This is a genomic window from Paenibacillus hamazuiensis, assembly GCF_023276405.1.
GTDB classification, from domain to species: Bacteria; Bacillota; Bacilli; order Paenibacillales; family NBRC-103111; genus Paenibacillus_AF; species Paenibacillus_AF hamazuiensis.
Genome location: NZ_JALRMO010000001.1, coordinates 726998 through 753453, shown reverse-complemented (window position 1 = coordinate 753453; position 26456 = coordinate 726998). Strand labels below are relative to the sequence as shown.

At 54.5% G+C, this 26456-nt stretch carries 23 protein-coding genes; 9 read left to right on the top strand and 14 right to left on the bottom strand.

The window, feature by feature from the left end; genetic code table 11:
- Window positions 1-2: 2 nt before the first annotated feature.
- The 4 genes from MYS68_RS03055 to MYS68_RS03040 form a co-directional block, all read right to left on the bottom strand.
- On the bottom strand, window positions 3-1325 hold the full coding sequence (locus MYS68_RS03055; RefSeq protein WP_248924410.1) for an FAD-binding oxidoreductase: 1323 nt from the start codon (window positions 1323-1325) through the stop codon (window positions 3-5).
- A gap of 45 nt (window positions 1326-1370) precedes the next feature.
- Entirely contained in the window at window positions 1371-2108 is a 738-nt protein-coding gene (locus MYS68_RS03050) for an ABC transporter ATP-binding protein (protein ID WP_248930798.1), read from the bottom strand.
- 89 nt (window positions 2109-2197) lie between these two features.
- Window positions 2198-3049, bottom strand: coding sequence for a creatininase family protein (locus MYS68_RS03045; RefSeq protein WP_248924409.1), 852 nt, complete (start codon window positions 3047-3049; stop codon window positions 2198-2200).
- Window positions 3050-3620: 571 nt separating this feature from the next.
- Complete coding sequence (locus tag MYS68_RS03040; RefSeq protein ID WP_248924408.1) at window positions 3621-4379, bottom strand: IclR family transcriptional regulator; 759 nt, start codon at window positions 4377-4379, stop codon at window positions 3621-3623.
- A gap of 244 nt (window positions 4380-4623) precedes the next feature.
- Here MYS68_RS03040 and MYS68_RS03035 point away from each other — a divergent pair, with 244 nt between their 5' ends.
- From MYS68_RS03035 to MYS68_RS03015, 5 genes are read left to right on the top strand one after another with little or no spacing between them, the layout of a single operon-like run.
- Window positions 4624-5739: an ABC transporter substrate-binding protein gene (locus MYS68_RS03035; RefSeq protein ID WP_248924407.1), complete on the top strand. Its 1116-nt coding sequence runs from the start codon at window positions 4624-4626 to the stop codon at window positions 5737-5739.
- Window positions 5740-5750: 11 nt separating this feature from the next.
- The gene (locus tag MYS68_RS03030; protein ID WP_248924406.1) at window positions 5751-6854 is read left to right on the top strand and encodes an ABC transporter ATP-binding protein; all 1104 of its coding nucleotides are present in this window, start codon (window positions 5751-5753) and stop codon (window positions 6852-6854) included.
- Entirely contained in the window at window positions 6851-7708 is an 858-nt protein-coding gene (locus MYS68_RS03025; protein WP_248924405.1) for an ABC transporter permease, read from the top strand. Before MYS68_RS03030 ends, MYS68_RS03025 begins: the two co-directional genes overlap by 4 nt.
- Complete coding sequence (locus tag MYS68_RS03020) at window positions 7705-8508, top strand: ABC transporter permease (protein WP_248924404.1); 804 nt, start codon at window positions 7705-7707, stop codon at window positions 8506-8508. The genes MYS68_RS03025 and MYS68_RS03020 overlap by 4 nt, the downstream gene beginning before the upstream one ends.
- 18 nt (window positions 8509-8526) lie before the next feature.
- On the top strand, window positions 8527-9669 hold the full coding sequence (locus MYS68_RS03015) for a M20 family metallopeptidase (RefSeq protein ID WP_248924403.1): 1143 nt from the start codon (window positions 8527-8529) through the stop codon (window positions 9667-9669).
- 176 nt (window positions 9670-9845) lie between these two features.
- On the opposite strand, the gene MYS68_RS03010 is transcribed toward MYS68_RS03015, so the two are convergent.
- Window positions 9846-10364 (bottom strand): GrpB family protein, encoded by a 519-nt coding sequence (locus MYS68_RS03010; RefSeq protein ID WP_248930797.1) that lies wholly within the window; start codon window positions 10362-10364, stop codon window positions 9846-9848.
- A gap of 126 nt (window positions 10365-10490) precedes the next feature.
- Here MYS68_RS03010 and MYS68_RS03005 point away from each other — a divergent pair, with 126 nt between their 5' ends.
- The gene (locus MYS68_RS03005) at window positions 10491-10982 is read left to right on the top strand and encodes a CBO0543 family protein (protein WP_248924402.1); all 492 of its coding nucleotides are present in this window, start codon (window positions 10491-10493) and stop codon (window positions 10980-10982) included.
- Window positions 10979-11476, top strand: a complete 498-nt coding sequence (locus tag MYS68_RS03000; RefSeq protein WP_338043542.1) for a CBO0543 family protein — start codon at window positions 10979-10981, stop codon at window positions 11474-11476. Before MYS68_RS03005 ends, MYS68_RS03000 begins: the two co-directional genes overlap by 4 nt.
- 491 nt (window positions 11477-11967) lie before the next feature.
- Here MYS68_RS03000 and MYS68_RS02995 read toward each other — a convergent pair whose 3' ends face one another.
- The 6 genes from MYS68_RS02995 to MYS68_RS02970 form a co-directional block, all read right to left on the bottom strand.
- A complete protein-coding gene (locus MYS68_RS02995; protein ID WP_248924400.1) occupies window positions 11968-12264 on the bottom strand; it encodes a hypothetical protein in 297 nt (98 codons plus the stop codon).
- Window positions 12265-12406: 142 nt separating this feature from the next.
- Window positions 12407-12868 carry a hypothetical protein gene (locus tag MYS68_RS02990; RefSeq protein ID WP_248924399.1) on the bottom strand — a complete coding sequence of 154 codons (462 nt, stop codon included), beginning with the start codon at window positions 12866-12868 and terminating at the stop codon, window positions 12407-12409.
- A gap of 919 nt (window positions 12869-13787) precedes the next feature.
- On the bottom strand, window positions 13788-15131 hold the full coding sequence (locus MYS68_RS02985; RefSeq protein ID WP_248924398.1) for a sulfatase family protein: 1344 nt from the start codon (window positions 15129-15131) through the stop codon (window positions 13788-13790).
- Window positions 15132-15148: 17 nt separating this feature from the next.
- Entirely contained in the window at window positions 15149-15982 is an 834-nt protein-coding gene (locus tag MYS68_RS02980; RefSeq protein ID WP_248924397.1) for a carbohydrate ABC transporter permease, read from the bottom strand.
- On the bottom strand, window positions 15979-16920 hold the full coding sequence (locus MYS68_RS02975; protein WP_248924396.1) for a carbohydrate ABC transporter permease: 942 nt from the start codon (window positions 16918-16920) through the stop codon (window positions 15979-15981). Before MYS68_RS02975 ends, MYS68_RS02980 begins: the two co-directional genes overlap by 4 nt.
- A 45-nt stretch (window positions 16921-16965) precedes the next feature.
- Window positions 16966-18276 (bottom strand): ABC transporter substrate-binding protein, encoded by a 1311-nt coding sequence (locus tag MYS68_RS02970; RefSeq protein ID WP_248924395.1) that lies wholly within the window; start codon window positions 18274-18276, stop codon window positions 16966-16968.
- A gap of 246 nt (window positions 18277-18522) precedes the next feature.
- Between MYS68_RS02970 and MYS68_RS02965 the strand changes: the two genes are divergently transcribed.
- Window positions 18523-19284, top strand: a complete 762-nt coding sequence (locus tag MYS68_RS02965; protein ID WP_248924394.1) for a response regulator transcription factor — start codon at window positions 18523-18525, stop codon at window positions 19282-19284.
- The gene (locus MYS68_RS02960) at window positions 19281-21080 is read left to right on the top strand and encodes a cache domain-containing sensor histidine kinase (RefSeq protein WP_248924393.1); all 1800 of its coding nucleotides are present in this window, start codon (window positions 19281-19283) and stop codon (window positions 21078-21080) included. The genes MYS68_RS02965 and MYS68_RS02960 overlap by 4 nt, the downstream gene beginning before the upstream one ends.
- A gap of 200 nt (window positions 21081-21280) precedes the next feature.
- Here MYS68_RS02960 and MYS68_RS02955 read toward each other — a convergent pair whose 3' ends face one another.
- The 3 genes from MYS68_RS02955 to MYS68_RS02945 form a co-directional block, all read right to left on the bottom strand.
- Complete coding sequence (locus tag MYS68_RS02955; RefSeq protein WP_248924392.1) at window positions 21281-22297, bottom strand: sialidase family protein; 1017 nt, start codon at window positions 22295-22297, stop codon at window positions 21281-21283.
- 61 nt (window positions 22298-22358) lie between these two features.
- Window positions 22359-23282 carry a dihydrodipicolinate synthase family protein gene (locus MYS68_RS02950; protein WP_248924391.1) on the bottom strand — a complete coding sequence of 308 codons (924 nt, stop codon included), beginning with the start codon at window positions 23280-23282 and terminating at the stop codon, window positions 22359-22361.
- 20 nt (window positions 23283-23302) lie between these two features.
- Window positions 23303-26401: a glycosyl hydrolase gene (locus tag MYS68_RS02945; protein WP_248924390.1), complete on the bottom strand. Its 3099-nt coding sequence runs from the start codon at window positions 26399-26401 to the stop codon at window positions 23303-23305.
- Window positions 26402-26456: the final 55 nt, after the last annotated feature.

Genomic DNA, 26456 nt, shown 5'->3' with positions numbered 1-26456 from the left:
CTTCAGGTTATGATTTTGCCGGGATTGAGCAGGCCGAGCGGATCGTTCTCCGCTTTCTTTCTCTGCATGCCGGCGATATCGCCGCGCCCTCCGTGATCGAGCACCCAGGTGTGCGGGTCGAACACCCTGACCCCGATCGATTCGAAAAACCGCACGATTTCGTACAGCCTCTCCTCGCTGCGGTACCGGATAATCGGCAGCGATGACGGAGTCAGCCGGCCCCCTCCCCTCATCCATTCGAAATGCAGCAGCACCTCGTCGCCGAATTCGTTTTTGATTTGCGCGATTTGATCGAGGTACTTCTCCGGCGAAAACCCGGCCTGCAGGTAAGTAATCGTCGGATCGGTTTTCAGCGCCCACAAGGTCGTATGGTTCCATGTAAAATCGGACAAACCGATCGATTTGCGGTACTGCGCCGCTTCAATGACATGGCCGATCCGGCCGCCGAAGCGTCCGGCAATGGCCGCCACCCGCTCCAGCGTACCGTCCTCGATTTCCATCAGGACGGCCGCGGCGCCGGGCTCGAGCACTTTGACAAACGGGATGAAATATGACGGAATCGGCCATTCCACCGGACTGATCAGCCGTTTGCCGACCGTCTCGTCTTTGGCCAGCGCCTCGCCGAACTGGGCCGCCTGGTCGAACCGGTCGAATTGGGCGATCGCCTGAGTCCATTCTTTCCTTGGCGCAAGCGGCACGGTCACTTCCGTCATCACGCCGGTCGTGCCGTAGTTGTGGATGTAATCGTACAGCTCCTTGCCGCGCACGACGAGACGCCGGGGTATCAGCTCCATCGTGTAGATAACCGCTTCGAGCACATTGCCGTCCCACAGGTTGCCCCACGTGATCGAGCCGATGCCGCCTGAGCCGCCGCTGACGAATCCGCCCACCGTCGCCTTAACGAAGGTGCTCGGATAGATGCGCAGCTCCTGCCCCACCTCCCGCGCCCGCTTCTCCAGCGTGCCGAGGCGCACGCCGCAGCCGACGCGGGCGTAGCCGTCGCCGATCTCGACGATCTGATCGAGCCGGCTCAAATCGAGCACAATGCCTCCCATCAACGGAACGGCCTGCCCGTAATTGCCCGTACCCGCCCCCCGAACCGTCACCGGGATTTGATGCCGGTACGCGAACGACAGCGCGAGCGCCACCTCCTTCTCGTCCTTCGGGACAACGATGCCGTCCGCAGATTTATCCTTCAGCTTCCGGTTCAGCACCGGCGAATACCAGAAATAATCTTTGGACAACCGCTCCCGCGAATCCGAATCGAGCAAGAGCCCCTCTTCCCCGAGCAGATCCCTCATTTCTTTTTCCCAGCCTACAGCCAATGTTTGCCCACTCCTCTCTCCTTGTCGCCATGCATAAAATAAAAGCTAATGCTTCAAAGCGCCCGATACCTTGCGCACCCACTCGCCGAACTCCGGAGCGGTCCGGAACGCTTCATCCCTTGGGAACGGCACCGGTATATCGATGGCGGCCGATACTTTGCCCGGCCTCGGCGTCATGACGATAACCCGGGTGGACAAATATACCGCCTCAAACACGTTATGCGTCACGAAAAGCACCGTCATTTTGTTGTCCTGCCGCCAGATGCCGAGCAGCTCATCCTGCAGCGTCTGACGGGTGATTTCGTCGAGCGCGCCGAACGGTTCATCCATGAGAAGCAGCTTGGGCCTAGCAATAAGCGCCCGGGCGATAGACACGCGCATTTTCATGCCGCCGGACAGCTGCCTCGGCAGCACCTTCATATAGTCCTTCAGGCCGACCAGCTCGAGCACCCGCTCCGCCTCTTCCTTCTGCCGCTTTTTCGGGATGCCTTTCAGCGCCATCGGCAAAACGACGTTGTCTTGAACCGTGCACCATGGCAGCAGCGTATGATCCTGGAACACAAACGCGATTTCGCTTTGCTTGCGCGCCTCCTTCGGCGTCATGCCGAGGATGTCCAGCGTGCCTCCGGTCGGTTCGCCGAGCCCGGCGATCATTTTGAAAATCGTCGATTTGCCGCAGCCGGACGGACCGACAAAGCTGAGAAATTCGCCCTCCTTGATCGTCAAATTGACATCCTGAAGGGCCACCGTGCCGTTGGCGTACGTTTTGGATAAATGGTCCATGCGGACGAGCGTTTTTCCATCGGTACCCGGGAAAAAGGGGAACGTTTCGATGGAGGAATCGGCGGGAAGTTCTGCGGCACGTACTTCCATTAAATCACCCCCGATGTTGTCAGACCGGCCGGATCAGCTTCTGCGGCTTTTAGCGAGGACATTTCAAAGCGGGAGATTTCCAGCAGCGCTTCGGCAAGCAGCTTTCCGCCGAGCGCCAGCATCGCCTCTCCTTTTTCCGCGGTCGCCTGCGTCGCGTCCCCGGAGATGCCGGATTCGGACAAATCGTCCATGACCCAGGCGAACGCTTTGCCGCGAAACTGCAAATAGCGCGATTCGGGGAAGCGGGGCAGCTCGCATGGGGCGAGGCTCATATCGACCCACTCCCGTTTGACGGCGAGCACGATCGATGTTTCCACGTCGCCGGCATGGATGCCGACTTGTTTTTCCGCGGAGGAAATCAGCCCCTCCCCGAGTCCGAGCGAGCCGGGGTCAAGCCGGAACACCGCCATTCCGGTATCGATCCGGATCTCCCTGGCCATCATGTTGAGCAAATCCGTATTGCCGCCATGGGTGTTCAGCAGCAGCAGCTTTTGAAACCCGCTGCGTGCGAGGCTTCGCGCAATATCGAGCAGCACCTGCATGAGCGTCGTCGCCGACAGCGTGATCGTGCCGGGATGCGAGCCGTGCTCGGTGCTTTTGCCGAACGCGAGCGGAGGCAGCAGCCACACCTGCGCATGATCGGGCAGCTCTTCGAATGCACGTGTCAGGAAAGCTTCCGCGATCAACGTGTCCGTGAACACCGGCATATGCGGCCCATGCTGCTCCGTCGCGCCTACCGGCAGCACGACAAGCGCCTCGTCCTTCGGAATTTGCGCGACTTTCACCTTGCTTAAACCAGGCAAAAACTTGTCGTTCCAAGCTTTCCCATCATATCTCGAACCCACCTTCATGCACCTCCGTTTTTTCTTCATTGTAACGGAGCGCAAAGCGGCGGGTAAATGTCATGTCAGACTATTTGTCATAAAACATAACATGAACATATCATTTTGTGCGTGGTGCACTTGAGTTGCGCCGTTGCGCCCCCCTAAATCCCCCCGCCGGGGGGACCCCAGGCGCTTGCGCCCTGGACCCGCCCGGTTTGAGGGAGTGCTCGCTGCTAGTTCGCGTTTGTCGGGGAGCGGCTTTTTACCTTCGTGTAAAAAGCCTGCTCCCCAACACGCTTTACTTTGGGCGGGTGTCGGAGGAGAAAGTATGTGCCTCGGGCCCGCGTTTTGTCCGCCATGGTTTTGCTTATGCAAAACTTGTGGCGGACACGCTTTACGTTTTTGCGATGCAGAACATGTGGGATCGGCACGATTCGGCTGACGCCGAATTGGTGCCCGCTCGCAGCAGAAAAACAAACAAGCACCTGGCTTCCTTAATTCTATGCAACAAAAAAAGCAAGGCGCTTCCCTTCGGAGAATGTTCCCCTTGGAGAAAGGCTTTGCTTTTTCTTGTTGCGGATCGATTGAAATGGTCCGCTTATTTTCCTCTGAAGCCTTGCTGATTCGAAATTTGTCCGGTCGTTTCGACCACGTGCCGGATAAATGAATCCAGATGAGGCTGCACGCGGTCCGTGGGGCCGATGATGCTGACCGCGGCGTTGACCGAACCGTCCGCATCATAGATGGGGGCGGCAATCCCGGTCACGCCGACATTGCGCATGTTGGAGCTGACTTCATAGCCGTTCTCGCGGATAAGAGCCAATCTCTCCCTGATCTCAACCGGTTGGGTGAGAGAATACGGGGTAAAGGTGCGAATGTCCTCCGACAGCACGCGGTCGATGAAGCTTTCGTCGCGGAAAGCCAGGATGGACCTTGCGGCGGAGGTGGCGTACATCGGGAAGCGCCGGTACACGTCGACGTTGAAGCGGATCGGGTACTTGGATTCGATTTTGTCGACGTAAATCGCATCGAACTGGTCTCTGACGCACAGACAGATGCACTCCTGCGTCAAATCCGCCAGCTTGAGCAGAAAAGGCTTGGCGAATTCCACGAGATTATGATTCATCAAAACTTTGTTGCCGAGCTCTAGCAACGTGTAGCCGAGGGCATACTGCTTATTGGCGGGGTTTTGCTTAATAAACCCTTCGCTCTCCAGCGTCATCAGCAGTTTGTGCACAGCTCCCTTGGAGAGCTGCAGCTGGCGGCTCAGCTCGCTGACCCCTAGCTCCTTACCGGAATCGAGAAACAATTTCAACAACTTGCAGCTGTTTTTGACAGAGGATAAATGATTGTCCATGCAGATGATGCTCCTTACAATTGGGCACCGAGGCCGAATGACGTAATCAAAGGCATAATAAACGAGTGTACCACAAATGGTGTTTTTTTCCTAGAATCACTTGTGTAAACAAATGTGACATCACACAAAAAAAATGATTGCACTGCGGTACGATCCCGTGCTAAGATTTTAGCATATTCACATATAGAAAACAACGTTCACATATAGTGAACAAACTTCCAACATCTACGAGGAGGAACTTCTTATGAAAAAATGGGGTACAATTCTTTCCGTCGCCGCCTTGTGCGGTACCGTGCTGGCAGGCTGCGGCTCGCCTGCGCCGAAAGCGGATCAAGCCGGAACGGGAACAGGGGCGGCTGCAGGCACGGCTCCGGCTAATACGGCACCCGAGAAGCAGCTTGTTGTCGCGGGCAACGGGGCAACGGTCGAGCAGCTGATGAAAGATGAAATTTTCAAAAAGTTCAATGCGAAATATCCCGATGTGAAGCTGACTTACGTTTCCGGCGTATCCACGGAAATCGTCGCCAAGGTGAAGGCGCAGAAGGCCTCGCCGCAAATCGACGTCACGGTGATCGAAGGCGGGGAGCAGGAAGGCGGCCGCGTCGAAGGACTGTGGGAAACGCTCTCGGACAAAGATATTCCGAATATGAAAAAAGTCGCCCCCGAGCTGAAGGTCAAAGATAACAGCGGGGTGGCGGTCAATTTTACGCCGATGGGCATTTCGTACAACGCAGAGATTGTGAAAGCGAAGGGGCTGCCGGTCCCCCAATCGTGGAACGATCTGGCGAAACCGGAAATGAAGGGCAACCTGAGCATCGCCGAAATTTCCAGCAACTTCGGACGCTCCGCGCTGATCATGCTCGCTTATGCGAACGGCGGCTCCGAGAAAAATATGGACCCCGGCTTCGAGAAGCTGAAGACGATCGCAGGTTACATGCCGACGTTCGCCAAATCTTCCGCGCAGCTGCAGCAGGATATGCAAAACAAGACGGCGGCCTACACGACCTGGACGATGGCGAGAAGCCTCGTACAGAAGGACGCGGGCCTGAACCTGGAATTCGTCATTCCGAAGGAAGGCTCCAACCTCGTTCCGAACGTAGCGACCATCGTCAAAGGCGCGAAAAACCCGAATGCGAAGCTGTTCATCGACTTTTTGTTATCGGATGAAATCCAAACGCTGTACGGCAGCAAGCTGTATTATAACCCTGCCGTCGATGTCAAGCTTCCGGACGATTTGGCCAAAAAGCTGAGCTTCGACCGCGGCAAAGTCGTTAATTTCGATCTCGAGGTCGTCGGACAAAAAACGCCGGAGTGGCTTGACCGTTTCAATAAGGAAGTAGCTCCCAAAGTCGGAAAATAAGGTGATGCCACGTGAGCAAACACATTGACGTCGAACTGAAAAACATCCAGAAGAAATTTGGCTCCAATGTGGTTGTCGACGATTTCAGCATCCAGATCGAGAAAGGCGAATGCATCTCCTTTCTCGGTCCGTCCGGATGCGGAAAAACGACGACGCTGAATATGATAGCCGGCTTCCTCGAGCCGGATCAGGGAGAGCTGTTTATCAAAGGGAAGCGGATGAACGGCGTCCCTTCCAATAAACGCGAGCTCGGCATGGTGTTCCAGACGTATTCGCTGTTCCCGCACATGACCATTTTCGAAAATGTCGCGTACGGACTGAAGCTGCGGAAGGTGCCCAAGACGGAAATCGCCTCACGGGTAAGCAAAGTGCTTGAGCTGGTCAAGCTTCCGCATGTCGCGGACCGGTACCCGAAGCAGCTGTCCGGCGGCCAACGGCAGCGGATCGCGATCGCGCGGGCGCTCGTCACCGAGCCGTCGCTGCTGCTGCTCGACGAGCCGCTCAGCAACCTTGACGCCAAGCTGCGCGAGGAGCTGCGCGACGAGATGAAGCGGCTGCAGCAGGAGATCGGGGTCACGACGATTTTTGTCACTCACGATCAGGAGGAAGCGCTTTATATGTCGAGCCGCATCGTCGTGCTCGATCACGGGAAGGTTGAGCAGATCGGCACGCCATGGGATATATACAACCGCCCGGCTTCCGAATTTGTCCATACGTTTATAGGCAAGTCCAACAAGATGCCGGGTGTCGTGGAGCAGGCGGTCGGGAACAAGCTTTCGCTGAGAACCGATGAAGGTCTGACTTTGATCGCGGAATCCAAGAGCTCACAGGTCAAAGCCGGCGACAATGTATCGATCTATGTCAGGCCGGAAAAAATCGCGATTTACTCCGATAACCGAGGAACCCTCGATACGAATCGGGTCATGGGAACCGTAAAGCTGACCTCATTCCTCGGCGCTTATACGGAGTGCGAAGTCCGGGTCGGACGGTACGCGATGACCGTGCGCATACAAAGCGGCCATCAGGAAGCCGCCTTTGCCCAGGGACAAACGGTGTATTTGGAGTGGAAGCCTGAAGACGTTTTCGTCTTCCCCGGAAAGGGGCACGGACAATGAAGCAGGAACGCAGCCGCATGAAGCTCACCGCCTTTTACCTGCTCGTTCCCGCGCTTGTCGTGCTGCTCGGCGTGTTTTTGCTGCCGATGCTGTACATTTTGCTGCTCAGCTTTCAAGACAAACACGAACAGTTTTCATTCGAAAATTATTTGCTGCTGGTCCAGGATCCTTATTATTTGCAAATTTTATGGCGTACGGTGAAGCTCAGCTTGTATACGGTCGTCGCCTGCTTTATTTTCGGCTATCCGGTTGCGATGTTCATGGCTCAGACGACAAGCAAGATGCGCGGCTTTATTACGTTTCTGATCATCGCGCCGCACCTGGTGAGCGTGGTCATCCGCAACTTCGGCTGGGTTATCATTCTCGGCGAAAAAGGGCTCATCAACAACGCGCTGCTGAAGCTGAGCATCGTAGAGCGGCCGCTCAAGCTGATGTACAACGAGCTGGGCGTCGTGATCGGCCTGACCGATTCGCTGATCGTTTACATGATTTTGGCGATCGCCACGAGCCTATACCAGATCGACGGCTCTTTGTTTAAAGCGGCGGGGATTTTGGGCGCAGGCAAGCTGCGCACGTTTTTCACCGTCGTGCTGCCGCTGACGCTGCCGGGCATGCTGGCCGGCTCGACGCTCGTCTTCAGCCTGTCCATGAGCTCGTTTGTCACACCGGCCTTGATGGGCGGCACATCGGTGAAGGTGCTTCCGGTCATCGCTTACGAGAAAATCATGACCCAATTGAATTGGCAAATGGGCGCCGCGCTTTCCTTCCTGCTGCTGGCGTCGACGGTCGTTCTGGTCAGCCTGTTTACCCGGCTCGTGGAAACGAAGCGTTATAAGGAGGTGTTCTCCTCATGACGAAAAGAAACTGGCCGCTCGGCATCGTTACGTTCATCGTCTTGCTGTTTGTCGTCTCTCCGCTGCTGGTCGTCATCCCGACTTCGTTCACGTCGGTCAAATATTTGTCGTTTCCGCCCGTCGGGTTCTCCGGCATGTGGTACGTCAAAATTTTCGACCGGCCCGAGTTTACGGAATCGTTTCTGTTCAGTCTCGAGCTCGCGGCATTGACCGCCGTTTTCGCTACGATCATCGGCACGCTGGCGGGACTGGCGCTGCATAAATACAAGTTTCGCGGCAGCGGATTTTTGAACGGTTTGATGCTTTCGCCTCTGACGGTACCTGCGCTGATCATCGGGATCGCGGCGCTGCTGTTTTTTACGCGGATCGGAATTGCCGGAACGTTTATCGGCCTGCTGCTTGCGCACGTGCTGATTTCCATTCCTTACGTCGTCCGCCTCGTTCTGACGGGACTCAGCTCTTTCGATTACACGCTCGAACGTGCGGCTTATATTATGGGAGCGAAGCCGTTTCACGTATTCCGGGACATTACGCTGCCGCTGCTTAAACCGGCGATTATGTCGGGAATGATCTTTGCGTTTCTGACCTCGTTCGATAACGTGACAGTTTCGCTGTTCCTGATATCCCCGTCGACGACGACGCTGCCGCTGGCGATTTTCAGCCACATGCAGGAATCTCTCGATCCGCTGGTCGCTTCGATTTCGTCGGTAGTTATTTTGCTGAGCCTTATCTTTATCATCATCTTGGAGCGCGTGTACGGTTTGGACCGATTGTTCGGCTCCAATTCGCAATCCCACTAACGGAGATGCATTACAGCTATGTCATTAACACTAACCGAACATATCGAATCCGGCCTTCCCGAGCTGCTTAGGCTCCTTGAAATAAGCGTCAATATGGATTCGCCTTCCAAAAGCAAGGAAGCGGGCGACGCGATGGCGGACTGGTACGCGGCGCTCTTCCCCCGCCTTACCGGCGGGCGCGTCACCCGCATCCCTCATCCTGCCGCCGGGGACCGGCTGCTGTGCGAAGTCGGCGAAGGCGCGAGGCAAATTTTGCTCGTCGGCCATTACGATACCGTATGGCCGCCCGGGGAAGCCGGCCGCCGCCCGTTCCGCATCGAGAACGGCAACGCCTACGGCCCCGGCGTCTACGATATGAAGGCCGGTCTGCTGCAGGCGATGTTTGCGCTGAAGGCGCTGCGGGATACCGGCCGGTTTCCCGCAGACAAAAAAGTCCTGCTGCTGATCAACAGCGACGAAGAAATCGGCAGCCCGACATCGCGCGGCCTGATTGAAGAAGCGGCGCGGCAGTCCGCCGCCGCTTTCGTGCTGGAGCCGCCGATGGAGCCGAGCGGCGCGCTGAAGACGTCCCGCAAAGGCAGCGGCCGCTTCAAGCTGACCGTCAAGGGCATATCCGCGCATGCCGGAGTGAACCCGCAGAACGGCGTATCGGCGATTCAGGAGCTCGCCTGCCAAATTCAGCGGCTGCACGCCATGACCGATTACGAGCGGGGAACGACCGTAAATGTCGGCGTGATCCGCGGAGGGATCGGCAGCAACGTGGTGGCCGACCACGCGGAAGCGGACATCGACGTACGCGTCGCCACCATGGAGGAAGCGATGCGGATCGAAGCCGCCATTGCCGGGCTGACGCCGCTTCTGCCCGGCGCCGAAATCAGCGTGAGCGGCGGCATGACGCGGCCTCCGATGGAGCGCAGCGAAGCGATCGCTTCGCTGTATGAGCTGGCCCGCGGCATCGCGGCAGCCGAGCTGGCGCTGACGCTGGAGGAGACCGCCACGGGCGGCGTCAGCGACGGCAATTTCACGGCGGCCGTCGGCACCCCGACGCTGGACGGTCTCGGCGCGCGCGGCGACCATGCGCATTCGCCGCTGGAATATGTGCGCATCGCGGAAATTCCGGCGCGCACCGTGCTGCTGGCGCGGCTGATCGAAAGCTGCTGACCGGCTTGCCGGCTAGCGGCCGCGGCAGCAAAAACGGGCTTCCCATGGAACCGAACCATGAGAAGCCCGTTTTCCTTTCATAAGCCGAAAACGGCCGAACGGCGACCGGTCAGGAGCGCCACAGCAGACTGCGCTCCGGCCAAACCTGCCGCAGCCACCAATCCCATATCGGGGTTTTAATTTTCAAAATCAAGTCGTCTCAAAACAGAGCTTACAAAATCGGTTTTGGCATCTGCGTAAGCCAATTTGTCGGCGCTGTAAGCTTTGGACAACTTTTCTTTAAGTTCCTGGTACTCGGAACGAACGGTCTCATTTTGATTCAAATAATCTCTGAAAGCCAGCTGTTTTTTCAAATGTTCGTTTCCTTTTTGGAACATATGTATTTGGTGGGTTCTAGGTTCGCCTTTATTGAAATAATGCCGCTCCGGTAGTACATTCGTTCCCTTGTAGGAGTATCCCAGCTTCTCCAAGCCGGGAACGCATTCGATTCCTTCCTCGAACCGCTCAATCTCAATCGCGATATCAATAATCGGCTTGGCGCTCAACCCTCGAATAGCGGTGCTTCCAATATGATGAATCTCCGAAACGCGCTCGCCAATTTCAGATTGTATCCTTTGTTTCTCCGTCCAAAATTCCGTTTCCCATTGCGACGTCCAAGGCACAAGAAATACTTTCCCTTTAGGTAATCCGAGCATGCTTCTTTCCAACTCCTTACAAATTCAAACTGAAAACCATTATGCAAAATCTTGATGCTATGGATATAAATTGAACGAACTAAACATGCTACTGTATGGAGCATGATTAGGAGGGGGACTGACCGCATGGAGCGATTGATCCTGGCCGGTATGTGGCTGCTCGGCTTTGTTGGTTTTATTTTATTTATTCCGCGCCAAAATCGGCGAGAGGGATTACTCGCGTTAATGATATTTCAAACCATCATATGGAACTGTGATATACCGGCCTTTACATACAATTTGTTAAGCGCCCCCGTCCGGGAGTTCCCTAAAGCGTCAGATCTCGCGATAACGATCAATTATTTTTTTTATCCGGTCTTGTTTTCCATATTTTATTTTCACAGGAGAGTGAAGGGAAAATGGTGGTCCAGATTAACGTATTTTTTAATTTGGATCACTGCGATCACGTCGTTGGATGTTACCCTCGAGAAATATACGGATTTACTGGAATATGGGCTCTTAACATGGTATAGGATGTGGATTTACATCGGGTTTCTTTTCTACGCCAGCCAAGTCTGCTGTAACTGGTTTTTCAAGAACAACGCCTTATTTCAAGCGGAGCGTGAGAAAATCCGATGAGAATGGAATGGTGGATCTTATTATCCGTGTACGTGGTGGCTACAGGAATCCTTTTTTTCATTCCGAAAAATAAAATTCGACTGGCGGTCGTCGCTTTTTTGTTCACTCAGGTGATTACTTTTCTTACGGGACTAGCGGTTGTAGAGACGGGGCTGCTTGAATATCCTGTTCGGTTATTTGCTTCCGTTAACCGGACGAGCTTCACGTATGAGCATTATGCGTATCCGGTCATTTGCGCCGCCTTTAATGTTTGGTATCCCAATAAACGCGGCGCTCTGATTCAGCTTGGTTATTATGTCGGATTCAGCTCCGTTTTGTCCGGCGTTGAAGTTATTATCGAAAAATACACCGATCTAATCAAGTATGTATACTGGGAATGGTATATTACTTGGATTACAATATGTGTTTCTTTATTTTTAGCGCGTTTATTTTGCGTTTGGTTTTTCTCCAAACCGGCGCTTGACAATAAACCGAATGCTCCCGATCGTTCATAATGAAGCTTACGGCAGCCCTCCATCCCCTGCACTCAGGGCTTATTTTTTATTATCAACGGCTTTTTGGCGTCCACATCAGCCAACAGCGCATCAATACTCTCCGGTTGAAATGTTCCAGCTTTCCAACGATAGTAAATTCAATTGATCCTCTTGAGTACTGAGCCAACCATCATAGCTTGTTCTTCCTGCACCGATTATAACTTTCATCCAAATCCCCCCTCCCAGACTTATGTTTGTTACGTTTAGTATTCGATAGCAATTCCACTGCTTTCTCTTATTTAACAAGCGGCGATGCCATCAGCCACTTATCATTTACATATCCAATGCTTATGGTCAATTTTTCAGGCGGCAGGTCAAGTGTTGTTTTGTCTAACTCAATTTCCGCAACATTGCCTTTTTGTCCTTTGAGCTTGGCGGTATCAATGAGAAATTTTTCTGCCCATCCATGTCCTCCATTTTGTGTGTTTACATAAAGCTGCCCTTCATAATCTTTATATAGAGGAAGACCCGTTCTGTCCTGTTATAAGACAATACTCTTCTTCACCTGGAATCGTTTTTGCCGCATCGCTTGTGAAAGCTCCGTTTCCGTTAAATATTCCGTAAATATTTACTGCCTTCGGAATAAGCCCGTTGAGAATATCCTTTACTTCATCGTCAGTGAGATTTATAGAACTGCTTGCTTTAGTATTCGTGGCGACTTCAGTGTTACTTACCTTTGCAGCTTCACAACCAACGACCAATCCAAATAGCGCCAAATACAAAAAAAGCGTACCTGCTATCCTCTTCAAATCGGTCACCTCATGGACAGTAATAAATGGGTTTTAACATCCACCCTTTCCACCTGCTATGTATAAAGACGAACTTTGGGAAATATTGTTTCAATTTCCGTCGGCAACAGCCATGTCAAACTTATGGGTCTTCCGATTCGTCTTAAGGCATCTTCATAGTTCTCCATGGCGAACCGGATTTATACTCTGTAATAAGCCAACCGTTCTCTTTCTTTTCAATAATAACCTCATCATAATAAGTTTGTTCTTTTCCGTATCCATCCAGTGCTATTACAGCAACTGTCGCACTCCTTTTATTTATCCCTCTCCAAACAATGCTTTTTATAGTCTGTCTCTTTATTTCTCCATACCAATGCCGATCATTATTTAATAATCCGTGTGCCAAGTTTGCCTTACCTTCATCTGTTAAATTTGAATTTTGCGCATATTTACTAAAATTGGTGTATTTAGGCATATTTAAATAGTCTTTACTAATAAAAACGCTGTAGAAACTATTTATTACCGGAACGACATACTTATTATCGTTACTTCTAGTCCAAAAAGTAAAAGCAATAAATGTAATTATTAGTAAAATCAATAATGAGTAACGTATTTTTTTCTGCATATTACCTAACCTCATTGTTAATTGGTATAAATATGAATCCTGAGCAACCGTATCCGTTCAATTTAATGTTGTCGTTACGCTAATAGTCCACATGGTTAAAGCAAAAAATGTACAGCTCCAAAACAACTCAGTGTTATATCCCTGCTTATTAACGATTTTCTCTATTGCTTTCAGCAAAGTATATACAAATAAAAAGCTAAAGAGCGGAACCAGATATATAGCGCCGAAAGCAAAAATAATCACAGTTCTTCCTCCTTCAGCAAGGAATTCCTTTTTTAAGGAAAAATCCCCATCCGAATACGGTCTCCTTACTTGTAACCTCTGCTCGAATAGTATTTACACCCGGTCTCCAAGTAACGGGTACGGGTACGGATATGTGATCCGGACGAATCCGGCCGTCGTGTTCCGGAGGATTCCACATCCAGACTCCTTGGTTTATGCAACCCCAAACTCCAATACAATCATACCACAATTTGTAAAGTTCTTATTCCACTTTAAATTTTTAACAAACTTTAATTTTCTTGAACGTCGACTATTGGCTGTAAAGTGAATGGGATGCGAAAATTATAACGGTTGCCACAGAGGTTATTGCAGGAAAATTGCGGATTTTAAAAATTGTAATGGTTCTGGTTGAGGTTATTTGGGCAATATGGCAATCTCTGTTCGGTTAATCCTTCAAATAAGCTCGCTGGCAACCGTCAGAATTTGAAAACGAGCATTTTGAGCCAAATAAGCTCTACCACAACCGTCACAGATGATGACAAGCTACGTTCAGGGCCGGGACTTAACCCGAGTCTCCGAGAACAGCCGGGGAAACTTGATTTTCACCTTCGGACAAAGCCTATGACCAGGACTCGGAATTAAAAAGAACCCCATAACGGGGTTCTCAAGACAAGACAAATGATGCGGCCGCTTGCTATTACATGAGGTATTCGTGCTCGTACACCTTGCGCTGCCCGCTTGCTTTCGCCGGCGCCGGCTCGATGACGGGCGCCACTTCGCCGCTTTCGGTCATCCGCCGGATGAGCCGCTCACGCAGCTTTTCGGCTACGGCGGCATGGGATTCCATCCCGATCAAATTCGTCAGCTCGTAAGGGTCGGCGTGCAGGTCGTACAAATACTGCTCGACGTACCGCTCCGAGCCCGGATCCTTGATCGGGTCGCGATCCGGCGCGGTCACCCCGTATTTCCAGCGGCGGGTGCGGATCGCCCTTCCGACCTCGGATTCGCTGATCTGGACGAATACCTCCTGCGGCCAGTCCGCTTTGTCGCCTCTCAGCAGCGGCACGACCGAGCGGCCCTGCATATGCGACGGAACGGCGATATCCGCCGCTTCGAGCAGGGTCGGCGGCATGTCGACCAGGCTGACCAGCTCCCTCACCGTGCCGCCGCCGGTAAAGCAGCCGCCGTACAGGGCGGCCGGAATGCGGATCGAGCTCTCGTGGCACGAACGCTTGTATTCGCTGTTGCGCGTCTTGAAGTGCGAGCCGTGATCGGACGTGAACAGGATGATCGTGTCTTCCGTAAGGTCCAGGCTGTGGAGCGCGTCCATGATGCGCCCGAGCGCTTCATCGAGCCGCTTCACCATGCCGTAGTAGCCCCCGAGCTGCTGATGCGCGTTTCCGCCGAGCGCCGCCAAATCCGGCGGGATGTAGCGGCCCGTATAGGTATCGCGGTATACGAGCGGAGCCGGATAATCGTCGCGGTGGTTTTGATGATGCGGCTCCAGGTAGGACAAGAACAGGAAAAACGGCTTGTCCTTGCGCTCGTCGATAAAGCGGATCGCCGCATCCGTCATGGCGTCGACCCGGTAGCCCGGCAGCTTGACGGTGCGGTTCTCGTTGTCGTACATCACGGTGTTGTAAGCGTCCGACGTATGCTCCAGCGAATCGGCGGCCAGCCAGTAGCCGTAGCCTCCGCGCAAATGCTTCGGCACCGGCTCGGTTCGGGTCGCCGCCAAATGCCATTTTCCGATATAACCGGTTTCATAGCCGTGTTCGTTAAAATAATGCGCGAGCGTAGGGAGTTTTTCTCTAAGCGGTATTCCGTTTGTGTAACAACCGGTCGTCGTTGCATACATCCCCGTCTGAAGGCACGATCTGGCGGGACCGCACACAGGCTGGCAAGTAAATGTGTATTCGAGGTGGGTACCGTATTTCGCCATCAGGTCGAAATGGGGAGTCAGCCCCAGCGGATTCCCGTGAACACCTGTCGTATCCCAGCGCTGCTGATCGGTAAAAAACACAATGACGTTCGGTTTCATGCCAACAATCCTTTCCGTCAGCCTTTAAGGCCCGTTGTCGAAATGCCTTCCACAAAATATTTTTGCGCCATGAAAAAGACCGCGACGCAAGGAAGAATCGTGACGACCGACATGGCCATCACCTGGTTCCAGTTGACCGCTCCTTCGTTGTCAAGCACCATGCGCAGGCCGAGCGCCACCGGAAACTTCGATACGCTGTTGATGTAAATGAGCGCGTTGAAAAATTCGTTCCAGGTCCATATAAACTGGAAAATGCAAACCGAAATGACCGCCGGCATCGATAAAGGCAGCAGCACGCGCACCAGCGTGCCGAAGCTGCCGCAGCCGTCCATTTCCGCCGCCTCGTCCAAATCCCTCGGAATTCCCCGGAAAAACTGGATCAGCAAATAGACGAAAAACGCATTGACCGCGAGCAACGCGGGTACATAAAACGGCCAGTACGTGTTGAGCCACCCGAAGTTTTTGAACAAAATATACCTCGGGATCATAATGACCGCATCCGGAAGCATCAGCGTCGAGATCATCAGGATAAACAAAACCCGCTTGAAAGGAAACCGAAAGCGGGCGAAGCCGTACGCCACGACGATCCCGGAGAGTGCGGTCAGCACAACGACAGGAATGACAAGCTTGAACGTGTTGGCGAAAAACACGCTGAAATTGTTTCTTCCGATCCCGACCCAGCCCTTCACGTAAGATTCCCACACGATTTTTGACGGGATAAGGCCGATGGTCGTAAAGATTTCCGCGTTGGGCTTGAGCGAAGCCGAGATGAGCCATAACAGCGGGTAAATGAACAGCACGCCGAACAGGGATAACAAAACGATGGTGATCATGCTGCGTCCGGTGCTCATTTGCCGTCACCTCCGTCTTCATAGTGGGTCCAGCGGTTGGAGGTGGTGAACAGCACAAACGTAAATACAAGGATGATCAGAAACAGCACCCAGGATAACGCGGACGCGTATCCCATTTTGAAAAAGCGGAACGCATTTTCGTACAGCATGAGCCCGTACAGATTGGTCGACTTGACCGGTCCTCCGTTCGTAATGACGAAGGCCGCGGTAAACTGCTGAAACGCGTTGATCATCTGCATGATCAGGTTGAACAGGATGACCGGCGTCAGCATCGGCAGTGTTACGCTGAAGAAGGTGCGGATCCGAGATGCCCCGTCCACCTTGGACGCTTCATACAGCTCCTTGGGAATCTGCTTCAGACCCGCAAGGAACAGCACCATGGACGAGCCGAACTCCCAAACCGGCAGCAGCGTGATCGTAAACAGCGCCAAATTCGGGCTGCCCAGCCAGTCGAAAGGTCCGACCGAGATGTAGGAAAGCAGCTTGTTCACAAGCCCATCCCGCATAAACAGGAACCGCCATAACACGGAGACGGCGATGCTGCCCCCGAGAATCGAGGGCAGATAATAGACTGTTCGAAAGAAACCAATGCCTTTCAGGGGGACACTCAAAATCAAGGCGACGATCAGCGCAAATATCAATTTGCCGGGCACCGCCATAAGCACATACAGAAAAGTCACCTTCAACGAATGGTAAAAGTCCGGATCTTTCGTAAAAATCGTCACATAGTTGGCCAGACCGATAAAGTTCGGCTGCTTCACCATGCTGTAATCCGTGAAGGAATAATAAAGCGAGGCGATAAACGGATACAGCGTCAGCACAACGAAGCCGATCAACCAAGGGCTGATGTATAACAAACCCACGTACCGCTTGGCCGACCGTTTGACCAGCACTCTCTCGCCTGCCGCAGGGGTAATTGCCGCCGTTTGTCTGCTCATTAATGATCCCCTTACCTTTCTGTGGGCTCAGACTGCCGCTGCTATTTACTTGATCGTTTTCAGCTTATCCGTTACCCGATCCACCAGCTCTTTGGCACCCTTATCCGGCGTGAGCTGACCGAAAGCAACCTGCTGCATGTAATCGTTCGTCAGCTTGGCGATTTCCTGGTTGTTGCTGATGCCGTTGACCGGATCTCCGGGCTTCTCGAGCGCGATCTTCACCGCCTTGGCTACGGTCGGATCGATGAGCTGCTTGTCCGCCAAAGCTTGGGCATTGGCTGCGCTCGGCGGCACGCTGTAATTATCCTTCAGAACCATCGCCGATTCGACGTCCGTCAGCAGCCAACTGGCGAATTTGGCCGCTTCCTCGGGATGCTTCGTTTCCTTGTTGATCGCCAGCGGATTGCTTGGAATAACGAGCACGCCAGACGCTTTCGCGTCATCCGGAATCGGAAACATCGCCGCGTCGAGGCTCGGAACAAAAGCTTTCAGGCTGGGAATGCTGGAAGCCAGCGCAAACGTCCCGCCGATATTTCCTTTCTGGAAGGCGACGTTTTTCGCAAAGTCCGTGTACAGGCTGCTTTCCGCGACAGGCTGGACGACGCCGTCGTCGAGCAGCTTTTTGTAAAAGGCAAAAGCCTCCGTAAGCACAGCGGCGTCGAAGCCGAGCGTCCGGTCGTCGCCGATCCACTGTTTGCCGGTCTTCTGCGCGATATAAGGCTGCAGGAACGTGCGGAACTCGAGCGGGCCGAGCAGGTAGGCGTTCGCATCCTGCTGATGCACGCGTTTGCCGATCTCGTTAATGTTGTTCCAGTTCCATTTCGTGTCCTCCGGAATGTTGAACTTTTTAAAGAAATCCTTGTTGTAGGAGAAGACGAGACCGTTGACGCCCATCGGCAGGCCGACGATTTTGCCTCCGATATTGACATATTTCGATATGAACTGCTGGTCGAAAGCCTGGAAATTGATATTGTCCTTTTGCTTGTTCAAGTCGAGCACCAGATCGCCCTTCACCGCAATATCGTCAATCCAGTCGGCGGAAAGCGGCGTAAGGTCCGGAGCGGTCCGGCCTGCAAATTGGGTCACCAGTTTCTGGTAATATCCGTCGAAACCGCTGTACTCGGCTTCGATTTTCACATGGGGATTTTTGCTCATATACAGATCGATCGCCTGAAGCAGTGCCTTATGCCGCCCCTCCGATCCCCACCACGAGAAGCGCAGCGTCACCTCATCTTTTTTCCCCTTGCCTCCGTCCGCTCCCTGAGCCGGACCTGTTGCAGTAGCGCAGCCGACGGTGGCGACACCGACCAATGACGCAATGCATAAAAGCGAAATCCATTTGTTGCGTCTTCTCATAAAAATCCCCCTATATTCAATTGAATTTCTGGTGTAAATTGGATACAGTCTTACTATATAAGGAAATCCTTCCTTAAAAAAGTCTTCTCGCATCAGTTTTAGTATCCGTTTTTGACGAAATTCGACCAAAAGGTATCTTTTTTTGCGTTTTCTACTCTATTTATTAGAAAAAGATTGGAAATATTGTGAGAAGCGGTCCATATCTTATATGCTATTTTACAGAAGATGGATGGGAGGTTTCAGTGGGTGTACAAACTCGTACTGGTAGACGATGAAATTGAGATTCGCAGCGGACTATCCCAATACTTCCCCTGGCATGAGATCGGCTTCGAACTCGTCGCGGAGTTCGATAACGGCCGTAAAGCGCTCGATTACTTGCTGGCGAACCCGGCGGATGTGCTGCTCTGCGATATCATAATGCCGGTCATGTCGGGGCTGGAGCTTGCCCGCGAGCTGCGCCAGGCGTCGCTGCCGACGAAAATTATCTTTTTGAGTGGGCATAAGGATTTTGAGTTTGCCAAGCAAGCCTTGGCCTACGACGTAAAGGGCTATATCGTGAAGCCTACCAACTACAACGAGCTGCTGAGCACGTTTTCCTCCCTGAAGCTGGAGCTCGACAAATCGAAGCCGATGCCCGCAAACGAGGAGAAGACCGAACCCGCAGCCACCTTCGACGGAAAAGTCGTCGCCGCCATCAAAGCTTATGTCGAGGAGCATTACGCGACGGCTACGCTGGAGGAAGCCGCCGCGCTCGTCCATATGAACCCGTTTTACGTCAGCAAATATTTTAAGGATAAAACGGGGCAGTATTTCTCCGACTTTCTCGTCGAAATCAAGATGAAGAAAGCGGCCGAGCTGCTGATGGACATCCGGTACAAAACCTATGAGGTCAGCGAACTGATCGGTTACAGCCAGGCGAAAAATTTTACCCGCACGTTCAAACGGTTTTACGGAGTCAGTCCGCGCGAATTTCGCAACAACCGGCTGCCGGGGCAGGAGCCGGTATGAAAAGCAAATTATTTGTTCAGAACCTGCTGCAGTTTCTGGTGCCGCTTCTCATCCCCATCATCATTTTGGGCACGCTGTGCAGCCTGATCACGAAGCAGTACATCCAGGGAGAATTAAATCGGAGCAATGCCCAGCTGTTCGGCCAAATCGACCGGAATGTGGAGATGATATTCAACGATATGAACGGGCTGAAGCTGAAATTCGGCAGCCCGGAAATCATGTACCGGCTGGAGCAGCTGCTGCGCGCCCAAAGGCTGACGCTGGACAATTTGCGCCTGCTGGAAACCGTGCAAAACGACATCAACGTCGCGGTGAACTCCAAGCCTTACATCGAATCGGTTTATGTGTATGTGCGCAACGATACCGGTCAATTTCTGGCCAGCGGCGAAGGACTTGCCAAGTTCGACCGTTTTCATGACGTCGAATGGATGGACAACTTCGTGCAAAATCAGGACAACCGCGGCGTTTGGACCGAGCAGAGGCAAATCCGCCAATATTCGTTCCAGAAGCCGGTCGCGGTGACGACGTTTTATAAAAATTTATACTCGGTGCTGGAAGCGAAGCCGGTCGGCGTGATCGTGCTTAACGTATATTCGGATTACATCGAGAAGCTGCTTCATGCAATCGAAACGTATCCGGGACAAGCCATATTGATCGCGGACGAGCGAAAGCGGATTATTTTGAAAAGCCGGCCTTTGGACAGCTTTCGCGATATCGATTGGAACGAGGTCGTGCAAGCCAAGGAATCGTTTACGCTGCAAAAGGGCGGGGAATCCTACTATGTCTCGACACCGGCGGACTATTCCAACCAGTACGGATGGACGTATTACTCGGTCGCCGCGCAGCGTTCGCTCAATCAAATTCCGTTCAGGCTCGGTACCTTCACCTTGATTTGCGTGCTGCTCTCCTTTCTGCTCGGGCTTGCCCTCACATACTGGCTGACCAAACAAAATCTGAGGCATGTCCGCAACATGGTGTCCATCATCCAGTCTGCGGAGAACGGGCTTCCTTTGCCGGAGCTGAAAGAAAGCAAGGGAACGAACGAATACGATTTTATCACCCAGAAGCTGATCAAAAACTTCATTGAGCAAAGCTATTTGCAAATACAGTTGTCGGAAAAAAAATACCGGCTGCAGGCATTGGAGCTGTCCGCCCTGCAGTCCCAGATGAACCCCCACTTCCTGTTCAATACGCTGGAAACGATCTATTGGGTCGTTTTGGGGCTTACAGGCAAACCGAACAAAGCGAATCACATGCTGGAGCATTTGTCCAATCTGCTGAAATATTCGCTCGGCGCCACCGGCAAAATCGTTACTTTGGAGCAGGAAATCAGCTACACGAAAAGCTACCTGGAAATTCAAAAAATCCGCTATCGCGATTTGTTCGATATCGTCTGGGAATACGATCCCCGCGACATTCAGCATTATAAAATGCTGAAGCTGACTCTCCAGCCTTTGGTGGAAAACAGCATTTATCACGGAATTAAGGAGAGGGGAGGGAAAAGCTGGATCAAGATCAAAATCATAACGTCCGATACCGGCCTTCGCATCACCGTGGTCGACAACGGCCTGGGCATGAAGCGGGAGCGGCTCATCCAGGTGCGCGGCTTGCTGCAGGCCGATATCGAGCCGAGCGAGCATATCGGCCTTGTCAATACGAATCGCAGGCTGAAGCTGGCGTACGGCCAGGACGGGGGGCTGGTCGTCCGCAGCAAACGGAATTGGGGAACCTCCGTTTCATTCTCCGTCCCGCTTCAGCGGGAAACGGACGGCGGCAAGCTGGCGGGCGTTTCTTAAGATGGCGGCCAGAACAAATCCCCCAAAAATGAAGTGAACCATTGCAGCCTATTCCGAGTACTTTTGGGGGAGCCCCCGGTGATCTGCAAAAATTAGCCATGCATCATTTCCTAAGCAATAATAAAAACGGCAGGGATTCCTTATCCACCAAGGAATCCCTGCCGTTTGTTATTCGGAAGCCGCAGCGCCGCCTCCCGCGCTTACAGCTCCAGCTCGAGAGACCAGCATACGATTCGTTCCCGTCTCCATGTATATGTCACGTATATCCGATTGCCGTCGCTGATGACGGCCGGATACGAATACTCACCATATTCGTAAGGCAGCGTATACGAAACGTATTCTCCTTCGAGCACCTTCAGCTCCTCCCACGTCTCCCCGTTGTCGCGCGACGCGCTGAGCAGAAGCGGCATCCGCGGGCCCCGGTACATGCCGACGGGATTGTAGGCCAGCACGAGCGTGCCGTCGTCCATCCGGGCCAGATCGATGCCGCTGTTGTTGTTGGGCAAATACGTTCTGTAGGCCGGACACCAGGTGCGCCCCGCGTCGGTCGAGTCGCTGCGGTAGATGAACCCGGCCGTGCTTCGCGTCAGCATATGCACGTGCCCCGGCTCCGACTCCCACAAGGTCGGCTGAATGAGCCCTTTGCCCCGCACCGTATGCGGTCCCGGCAAGCGGCTTTCGCGATCGACCGGCACCGGCGCGCTGGCCGTCCACGTCTTCCCCTCGTCGTGAGAAATATCGACGAACGCGTCCCATACGTCGCCCTCGAGGGAAGCGGGGGCGAGCCACGTTCCGTCATGAAGCCGGATGAGCTTGTTTTTCACCGGCCCCCGTCCTCCGACATCGCCCGGCACGAGCTCGGACGGCTCGCTCCACGTAAGACCTCCGTCATCCGAGACGACGACGCGCGTGCGCCATTTCGGGATCGGGTGCCCGACCTTGTAATGCAGCACGATTTGCCCGTCGTCTTTGCGAAACAGCACCGGATTCCAATGAACGAGCCCTTCCTCGTCCGCGGCGACATAAGGCTTCGACCATATGCCGTTCGTTCTTCGCGAACACCATATCGCCACATCCGGAGCTCCTTCCTTCGATCCGGCAAAATAAGCGACGAGCAGGTCGCCGTTCGGAAACGCCACAATGGTGGAAGCGTGGCAGTTTCGAAACGGCCGGTCGTCTTCGAACAGAAATTGTTTGGCAGCTTGGATCAGCTTCATATTTGGCGGCTCCTCCAGGTAAAGTCGTTTTCAAAAAGGTACGTCGCTTTTTGAACACACCTCAAAGTATAAATTGTTCCCGGTACAACCCGGTCATCGCATACAGCTGCTCCACTTCGCGCCGGCTTGCGTAGGTCAGCCGGTCCGCCCCTATGCTGCGGGTATGCAGCTTGATCGGAATGCCCTCAAGGGCCAAGGCGTATTTGGCGCTCACCGGATAATGCCGGCATTCGATGACGGACGACAGACCGAGGAACGCCTGCAGCTTTTCCGCCTTTTCCGGCTGGTCCCGCCAATGGCGAAGCAGCCATACGTATAGGTCGGGATGAAAATTCGCCATCACCCCGCTGTACCCGTGCGCGCCGAGGCGAACGCTTTCCAGCAGCGTGGCCGAGTTGGCGTTGTACAGGTTCAGCCGGCTGCGGCCCGCCGCTTCCAGCTTGCGGCCGATTTGTTCGGTATCGCAGCACGTATCCTTCAGAAATAAAAAGCGGCCTGTGTCCGCGCACCATCTGAGAAGCTCCGGGCTCATAAGCCTTTTGTACGGATACGGACATTCGTATATGCCAAACGCGGTATCCGGAACGGAGCTTAGCAGCCGCTCGGCGTTTCGCTTCCAGACATCGTCCGGTTCGTCCTGCGCGGCCAGCCGGTTGCTGACGAGCACGACGGCCCGGACTCCTGTCCCGGCCATCTCGTTAAGCTCGGCGATCTGTTCCTCGATCGTTTCGGAAATATGCCCCGAAGCTATGACCTGCACGCGCCCGGCCGATTGCCGCTGCACGAACCGGGCGAGGTCCACCCTCTCCCGCAGGGAGAGGGTAAACATCTCGCTGGATTGGCAGACGGCAAACAAACCCGCCACGCCGTGCCCGATGTACCACTCGATCATTTGCTCCAATGCGGCGTAGTCGATTTCATTGTTGCCGGTAAACGGAGTGACCATCGTCGGCCAAACCCCTTGGGCGATCGTACCCGTAGTCATGCGAACAACCTCCTGTGCGGTTAATCGGTTTTCGGAAGACGAAGCAGTCGCACCTGATCCATCAACCCGTAAGGGTGAACGATGTATCCGCGAGTATGCTCCGTCCCTTCCCTCCGGAAAGAATGCCATTCGGTGACGGGGGTCCTGCCCCGCGCCTGGTGAAAAGGTCCGAACACGTTGCGCGGGCTGCCCATGACCTCAAGCTCGAAAACGTTGTGCCCTTTCTCAAGGTATCCGGTCACGTCAAGTCCGTCGGCCGCCTTCCACGGAATGTGTCCGGCCGTCCGCCCGTTCACCCGGACCAGGGCCGTCACTGCCGAGAAGCTCCCCAGCGTCAGCACGGCCCGGTACCCTTCCTCCGGCTCATGCTCGTAATCCGCTTCATAAATCATGCTGCCGCAGTAATGAAAATATCCTTGCAGGCACCAATCGCCCGAATGCATCCGCTGCGGCTCGGCGGTTACCACCCGCTCCGCGCTCACTCCGAAATCGCCGATCAGGTATATGTCCTCCAGCTCGATGTCCTGGGTATAAGCGCCGGATAAAACGATCGAGTTCGGCCCTTGACGAAGCCCCGGTAACGGAATCCGGTCAAACGCCCGGTCGATGTACCAGCCGTCGGCCGCCGCATCCACCTCTTCCCCGTTAAGCCGGATGCGGAAGCGCTCCGCGTTTTCCACAACGAGCGCCGTAACCCCGGCCGGAACCTCGCTGACATGGAAATCGAACTGCAGCTCCACGTATGTGCCGTCCTTCGGATGGGCATGGCCGATCCATTTGTAGCGCTGCACGCCGCCGTTGTAGTAAACCTGATTCATCCCGAGCCGCTGCCGGATTTCGCGCTGTGCCTGCCAAACCTCCATCCCCGCGGACCACGCTTCGTCTCCGATCCGATAGGAGCATACATCGAGCGTCAGCACATTGGGCATCGTCCGCCTGAAACGAAAGGATGGGCCGAATGCGGCGTATATATCGCGGTCATGGAATAGGATCGGCTCCGCAGGCGGAGCCTCAGGCAGCGTGCCCGGCCGGATCACGTACAGCTTGGAGCCGGCGGGGCCGAACGCCGCGCGGAAGCGCAGCTTGCCCTGGGCGAGCCAGGCCCGGACCGGCTTTACCTCTCCCGTCAGCGCGTCCCATTCCTCCACCTGCCCGACGGCAGCGGTCTCAATGAGCACATCGCGGCTTTGTTCCCTGTCGTTGTTCACGACAAACAACGTATGGCAGTCGTCCGCGCGCCGCAGCAAGTACAACAGTTCCGGCTGCTCCGCGCCGTGCTTTCCGCGGATCGATACGCGCCGCGGAGCGAGCCGGTCCAGCTCGCGGACGGCCTCCTCCTCCTCGCGGACGATTGCGGTGCCGGGATGCTGCAGCAGCCGGCTCAGCTCCTCCGCAGCGCCGCGCCCTTCGATCAGCGCCGGAAGCGGGGACACGGCGATGATCCGCCCGCCGGCATCCGCAAACTGCAGGAGCAGCTCGAACGTGCTGCGCAGCATCGTCTTCACCGGCGGCAGCACGACGACCTTGTATGCGGCCAGGTTCACATGCAGCCTGTCTTCGCGCACGGCCCCGACCTCGGCCAAAATCGTCTCGTCGCCGAGATCGAAATCGTGATGCGCTCCGAGCAGCATGCGCAGAAACCGGTTGAACTCGTCGCCGTACCGGTTAATCCCGGGAATATCGCGGTCGCGGCCGCGATTCGGGATGCCGTAAGGGTTCGCTCCGAGCATCGACCAGGCGGTTGAAGCCGGATGCAGCACAAGCACGTCCCGCACCGCTTCTCCTTCGGACAGGACCGCGCCGAGCCGGGCGAAGTAATCCTCCACCACGCGGCTGTATTTCCACCACGACGTGTTGTAATTGAATACCGGCGGGTAGTCCCGCTTCCTGCAGCCTTTGATCGAATACAAAGCCAAATGCTGGGAGCGGAAGTTGACGCCAAGCACGTACTGCCAGTCGCCGATCCATTTTTGGCCCTCGAACGTGAACTCCCAGCCCGCGCAGCCGTACGTTTCGCTGATCACGCGCTTTCGGCCGTATTGATTGGCGACGCTCGTGCACTGTTTGACCGTCATATGCTCGTCGGTCCGCTCACATAAGATGTCGATGCCGGGCACATGCTGATACCGGTAATGGGGCATGATCGCCCCGCACACGCGGGTGCCGAGCCCCAGCTTATCCTCTTGCAAATAATGGCCCGTGAATGCGAGCCCGTTTTGCCCGCACCAGTCGTACAGCTGCTTCGTGAACGCCTCCGTAAATTTCTCGGAAACGGTCCGCCAATAATCGTGCCGCGCCATCGACGACAGCTCGCCGTTGAAAAAGATATACGGCAGCACATCCCAAACCGCATATCCCCGGCGCGCTTCGAAAAATTCCGGGAACGTGTACGTCCATGGAATCCAGCCTCTGCCGTCCGTAAATTTGCAGTGGCGGTCGTTCACGCTCGGCTCGTCGGTGAAAATGCCTTCGATAGCCCGACCGAAATGATGGCCGACGCGCCGTTTGTACACCTCATGCGTCCGCCGGATAAACTCGCGGACCGTATTTTCGTTCAAGCTGTCCGGCGGCGCCTGGCCGTTGAACCACTCGCTCGGAGCGGATACCTCGACGCGGAAAACAAGCAGCGCCTCGTCCTCCTGCAGCTGCGGCTCCGCGTTCAGCGGAAGCCGCTCGCAGCCGGATATGTCCATTCCATCGATGCGGGCTTTGAACAGGGCGACCGTCTGCCCGTCCGGCGCGGCCGCCTCCCGCGTGACCTCGATCGTAAGCCCCTTCGAGCGGTATTCGTCGCCAAGCGAAGGAACGACGCCACCTACGGAACCCGAAGGCCAGCGGTCCTCGTCGTACATCCACGCCTTCATGCCGAGCCTCTCCGCCGTCTGTGCGGAGATGTCCACCGCCTCCATCCACTCTTCGCCCATGTACTCCGTTTCCAGGCCGTCGCGGGCGTGCATGAAAAAGCCGCCGATGCCCATCTCCTTCATATCCTCGATTTGCCTCACCAATTCGTCCTTTTGCAAATTATCGTTCCACGCCCAAAACGGCGCGGACCGGGCCTCCACAGGCGGATTTTCAAAGCTCGTCTTCAACCGCTGCCATGCGCCGGATTCTCTCATTCCTCCACCTCCGGAGATCGGCATGCAATGCGCCCCTTTTATTCACGCATACGCT